The organism is Thermoflexus sp., assembly GCF_034432235.1.
GTDB lineage: Bacteria > Chloroflexota > Anaerolineae > Thermoflexales > Thermoflexaceae > Thermoflexus.
Window position 1 is genome coordinate 1 of sequence record NZ_DAOUCJ010000019.1, and the last position, 5,605, is coordinate 5,605.

The following is a 5,605-nucleotide window of genomic DNA, read 5'->3' on the forward strand; positions in this document are numbered from 1 at the left end:
ATGGGAGCGATAGCCCGCGGGGCCTTGGCGTTCCTGCTGATCGCCCTGATGGTCGCCGGGCCGGCCGCCCCCCGGCCGGCCCGGGCCCAGGAGCCCCAGCCGCCCGGGTGTGAGTCGGGCAATCCCTCGGATGTGGGGTGTGAGACAGGCGGGGGCGGGACGCCCCCGCCCGGCCCGGGGCCGGCCCCTCCCCCGTGCGCGCCCGGGGAGATCCGCCGGGTGGAGGTGGTAGAAGGGCCGTTCATGTTTGAAAACCGGTGCTTTGTGATCGTGCGGACGATCAATGCCTGCACCGGAGGATCGATGGGCGATCCGACCACCCGGTATGTGGACTGCCCGCAGCCCGGGAAGTCGGGCAACCCCTGTGTGGACGCGAACGGCCGCCCCCTCTTCTCCGTCGGCCCGGACGGGATCGCCTGCGGGCGGGCGGGGGCTGTTGCTTCCATGCACCCCCGCTCCAGCCTACAAGGGATTGAGAAACTATAATGGACACAACGCCCTTCCCATAAGAGAAAGCTTTCCGGAGGTCGCTATGCGAGGCGCTGTCCCGGTCGCTCTGCTGGCCTTCCTGCTCTTCGGATGTGGGATGAATCCTCCCTCTCCTTCCGCGTTCAAGGCCCAGCCGGAAGCCTTTTCGACCAGAGGGCCCAGCGAGCTGTCCTCCCGTTCCACCCTCATGCCCACGGGAACGGCTTCTCCCCTTCCCACGGCCACTTCCACACCCCCGGCCTCGATGACGCCGGAGCGCCCGGCATCGCCGACCCGACCGCCTCGGCCTTCTGTGACCCCGACCGCCCCCCGCCCGACCCGAACGCCAGGGCCCTCTCCGACGCCGGCCCCCACCCGCACGCCGGCACCCTCTCCGACCGCCGTTTCGAATCCCTCCACCCGCCCCCTCCATCCTCCCGCCCCCCGGCGGGTCCTGGCCAATTACTTCCCCTGGTATGACCCGGGCACCTGGTCCACCGGCTGCACGTCCGATGCGGATCAGCCCCGGGATGGCGTCTACTCGTCCGATGATCCCGGGGTGATCGCCCGCCACATCGGCCAGGCCCGCGCCGCCGGCATCGATGGCTTCGCCGTCCACTGGTTCGCCCCCGGCAACCGCACGGATGGGAACCTCGAAAAAATCCTGAACCTCTCGCCCGAGGGCTTCTATTCGACGGTCACTTTCCTCTACCACATCCTCCCCGGAGCCAATCAGCCCGGGGTGGTGGACGCGCTGCGTTACCTGATCTCGCGCCACACGGCCCACCCCCGATTCCTGCGAGTGGCCGGGCGGCCGGTGATCTTCTTCAGCGACATGTATCGCGTCCCCGACGCCGCCGGGAACCGACCGGCCTCCGATCAGGATGTGGCGACCGCCGTGGCCCGCTGGGCGGAGATCCGCCAGGCCGTGGATCCCGATCACCACACATGGTGGATCGCTGAGGGGTTGAAGCCGGATTACCTCGCCGTCTTCGACGGCCTCTACGTCTACAAGATCGATCACGCCTGCTGCCCCACTGCCTACCGTGGGGCGCCGCGCTGGGCCGGATGGGTCCGGGACTGGGAACGCCGAACCGGCCAGCCCAAGCTCTGGGTCGGCACGGTGATGCCGGGATGGGATGACCTGAACTCGGCGCAGCCCCAGTGCGCCGACCTGCGGGTGAGCAGCGCCCCCTTCGCCCGGGACCGGGAGAACGGGGCTTACTACGCGCGGACATGGGAGGCCGTGCTGCCCACCCAGCCCGATCTGATCCTCATCCACTCCTTCAACGAGTGGGTGGAAGGATCCTACATCGAGCCCAGCGTCCGCTTCGGGGATCTCTACCTGCAGCTCACGGCGCAATGGGCAGCCCGATACCGGGGCCGATAGGATCCAAGGCCGCATGATATAATCGGCTACAAAACGTCTACGGGGCAGCGGGGACGCCTTCGGGGACCCGCTGTCCCTTGAAGGCCTCGCGAGAACATCCCTTGGAGGAACCCATGCGCACACCATGGGCGGTCGCGGCGGTGCTGTTTGCGTTCATGCTGCTCCACCAAACCGACAAGCTCCTCCTGGGCCCTCTCACCACGGAGATCATGAATACGTTCCACATCGGGGAAGATCTCATGGGCCTGGCCTCCATGGCGGCGCTGCTGGTGGGCCTCTTCCTCTACCCGCTGTGGGGATACCTGGCCGATCGCTTCGCCCGCCCCTTCTTAATCGGGCTGGCCTCGTTGATCTGGGGCGCCACCACCTGGCTCAGCGCCCTCGCCCCCACCTACCCCCTCTTCCTGCTCACCCGCGCTTCCACCGGGATCGACGACAACGCCCATCCCGGCCTCTACAGCCTGATCTCCGATTACTTCGGCCCCCAGCTCCGCAGCCGCATCTACGGGTTCCTCCAGATGACCGGCCCCGTCGGGTATCTGATGGGCGTGGCCCTGGCCCTCGGCCTCAAGGACCTCATCGGCTGGCGGGCCATCTATCTGATCACGGGCTTCCTGGGCATCCTCATGGCGCTTTTGATCTGGCGCACCATCCACGAGGTCCCCCGAGGGCACAGCGAGCCGGAGCTGGCCGCCCTCGCCGAGATCCCTTCCTACCGGTTCAACCTCGCGGAGGTCCGCGCGCTGCTGCGCAAGCCCACTTTCCTCTTCCTGGTCACCCAGGGGTTCTTTGGGGTCTTTCCGTGGAACGTGATCTCCTTCTGGTTCTTCCGCTACCTGGAAAAGGAGCGGGGTTACAGCAACGCCCAGATCTTCATCATTATGGCCTCCGCGGTGGTCGTGATGTCCCTGGGATACCTGGCCGGCGGGGCGATGGGTGACTGGCTGTTCCGGCGCACCCTGCGGGGACGCCTCATCGTCTCCATGGCCGGGGTGCTGGCCGGCGCCGTCCTGCTGGCGATCACGATGTCCATCCCTCCGCAGGCCTTCAGCGCCTTCTGGGCCATGGTGGTCCTCACCGCCTTCGCCATCCCCCTGGCCGCCCCCAACGTCCTGGCCACGGTCTTCGACATCAGCCCGCCGGAGATCCGGGGCTCCGCTCAGGCGCTGGAATCCTTCATCGAGGGAAGCGGCGCTTCCCTGGCCCCCTTCCTCACCGGCCTGCTGGCCGTGCGGACCTCCCTGCACACGGCCATCCTGACGATCTGCGTGGGGACCTGGCTCCTGTGCGGCTTCCTCTTCGCCCTGGCCATCTGGTCCGCTCCCCGGGACATCATGGCGCTGCGGGCGGAGCTCCGCGCCCGCGCCGCCCAGGCCGCTCCGGGATCCTGATCGGCCCGGGAAGGCATCGGCAACACGCACGGCTGGCGGATTGCGGAAAGCAAAAATTGAATCAGGTGAAGAAGAGCTGCCACGATATGCTTGCAATCGCCGCCCCAGTCGTAGGGACAGGTGCAGGTCGCACCGGCAAGGGCCCCTTCAGGCCTGAGGGTGACGGTGACGCGGTAAGGCTCGTATTCGCTGCCCTGCACCTGCGCCGTGTACATGTCGCCGCGCAGGACCGCGCGCACAACGTGGCCGGCTCTGAAGTAGTTCACGCCCCGCGCCCAGGAGGATAAGGGCAAAGTCGAGAACTTTCTCCAGACCGAGGAAGGGCAGAGGGTCTTTGGATGGAGGGGTGCGATTGAGAGGGCAAACAGCTGCTCAGTGAACATGCCTGACGACAAAGCTCAGCCGCGCCGCCGAAGGCGGCGTCGGCTGGAGCGAGTGGTTAGCCCGTCTATCACGTATAAAAGCTCTTTGTAATCCGCTTCCCCGAACAGACTGTCACGGATACGCCGCCGGCGTGGGTGTGGGCAGCGGCGAGATGAAGGGTGGCGTCGCTTCTACAGGTGTGGGTGTGCGCACCGGCGGCGGGTAAGTCGGGGTCGGGAATGGTGTCGGCCAGGGCGTGGCTGTAGGAAATGGGGTGAGAAGCCGCTCCGGCGGCATTGTTGGCACCAACTCCGGTGTTCCGGAAAAGACGGCAGGCGTGGGATTCACAACCCCACCCTCACGAGTGAGATAGATTCTAATCTCGTTGGCGACAACCATACCTGTAGTGGGATCATAGGCTTGGGCAATCAATGCATAACTTCCCTCAAGAGGAAGATACACTGAGAGTCCAAAGTGTTGGGGATGGTTAGCCTGAATATCCGTTGTCCAGCGTGCACCTCCTTCTGTCACAAATTCAGCCTTTTCAAAGGTTATTTGGGAAGGCGGATAAGATAGCAGGGAAATTCCAAGGCCGCGAATATCCCTTTCACTACTCACAGTGATAGTCACTCCAATTGATTCCCCCCAGTGCACCGGCTCAGCTATCTCAATCTTGACACAAAGGCCTTTGTTACACCGCCAGCCAGTAGGTGCAGCACTTCCTCCACATCCCGCTAAAACAAGCATCAAAATCGCAAGCATCCATAGACGTTTCATCTTCGCCTCCTTCGCCCTTATGGGCTGTTTTTCAAAACCAGGGGTAGAAACACCCGCGCCTGCACCGGCACCACATTCACTTGAAAGGTGTCATCCGCCGTCTTGAGGCTATCACTCACCCGGATGGTCACATCGCAACTGCCCAACCACCCGGCCTGTGGGTAAATGTCCACATAGTCTCCAGCATCAATCATCACCCCACATCGCCAGTCGCTGACATAGCCAATCTGCCACTCCAGTTCCCAGTCGTTGCTCTCCTCGTCCGCCGAGTAAGCCCAAAGGTCTATGGCATTCTCCCAACCAAAGCCCTGCAGCACGGTGCGATCTGGCAATGGCGGCTCAAAGCGGGGCGGGGTATCATAATCAATCGTGTTCTGCCAGATGGCTCGCACTGCATGGTGTTTATTCTGCCCACTGCCCTTCCAGCTGTCCCAAAAGGCGGAGAAACTGTCCTCGTGGGGTGCCTGGAAGACGATGTTGGCGATCGGAGCAAAGCCAAAGGTGGCGCTGTCAAAGCCTTCGTTCGTGCCGTCAAAGAGATCATACAGCGCCCCTGCCACCCGCCCTTCCACGGTGTCACCTTGCGGACGGCCATCTCCCCATGTAGGCATTTCAAGATTTTCAAATTGGCCTCCGTCTGCTCCACACGGTCCTCGCCCCCAATCATAGCAGGAATCCCCGTTTACCGACATTGGCAGGAAATCGGCCCAGCCCTCACTCCAGGCACAGTGAACATCCTCCTGGCTGAAGAGCTGATGGTTGTAGCAACCGATGTCCCACCAGAGCCACCACCCAGTCTTATTCCACATGTAATGATGCCCTGCTTCATGCACCACCGTATCCCCGGAAAGACGGCTGCTATCCGCAATGAAGATAAACGGTCCTCCTACTCCCGCGTAAAAGAACGAGGAGCAGAAAGGCCACGAGGGATAGCAATCGCTGCCGCTTTGCCATTTGGCGGTGACGGAACCGGGATCAATGCCAGTGCTGTTACGAATATATTCCCAAGCCCGGCGCAAATCCTGGAAGATCCACATGGCCGGCAACTGGTTGTTCTCCGGCGGCAACCAGTAGTTCAAAAAGTCCACCGCGCCATCCTGCACATTCGCCCGCACCTCGCTCGGCCATCTATAGGCCCAACCTCCCAAGTTGGTCACCCGACGCCGGGCAGAGGCACTATCGTTGACATCCGTCTCCCACACCACATACAAGTCCA

General features: G+C 63.4%; 4 protein-coding genes and 2 pseudogenes. 3 read left to right on the forward strand and 3 right to left on the reverse strand.

Annotated features, from left to right (window positions below; genetic code table 11):
- From VAE54_RS02160 to VAE54_RS02170, 3 genes and pseudogenes are all read left to right on the forward strand, one after another.
- A pseudogene (locus VAE54_RS02160) lies at positions 1–486 on the forward strand (hypothetical protein); the annotation flags it as partial.
- 46 nt (positions 487–532) lie between these two features.
- On the forward strand, positions 533–1,858 hold the full coding sequence (locus VAE54_RS02165; RefSeq protein ID WP_322800290.1) for a glycoside hydrolase family 99-like domain-containing protein: 1,326 nt from the start codon (positions 533–535) through the stop codon (positions 1,856–1,858).
- Positions 1,859–1,971: 113 nt separating this feature from the next.
- Positions 1,972–3,249, forward strand: a complete 1,278-nt coding sequence (locus VAE54_RS02170) for an MFS transporter (RefSeq protein ID WP_322800291.1) — start codon at positions 1,972–1,974, stop codon at positions 3,247–3,249.
- A 74-nt stretch (positions 3,250–3,323) separates the two neighbouring features.
- Here the strand turns inward: VAE54_RS02170 and VAE54_RS14495 are convergent.
- The 3 genes and pseudogenes from VAE54_RS14495 to VAE54_RS02180 form a co-directional block, all read right to left on the reverse strand.
- Positions 3,324–3,632, reverse strand: a pseudogene (locus VAE54_RS14495) (SWIM zinc finger family protein); the annotation flags it as partial.
- Positions 3,633–3,744: 112 nt separating this feature from the next.
- Positions 3,745–4,389, reverse strand: coding sequence for a hypothetical protein (locus VAE54_RS02175; RefSeq protein ID WP_322800292.1), 645 nt, complete (start codon positions 4,387–4,389; stop codon positions 3,745–3,747).
- Positions 4,390–4,406: 17 nt separating this feature from the next.
- On the reverse strand, positions 4,407–5,605 hold a 1,199-nt coding region (locus VAE54_RS02180), incomplete at its 5' end, for a hypothetical protein (protein WP_322800293.1).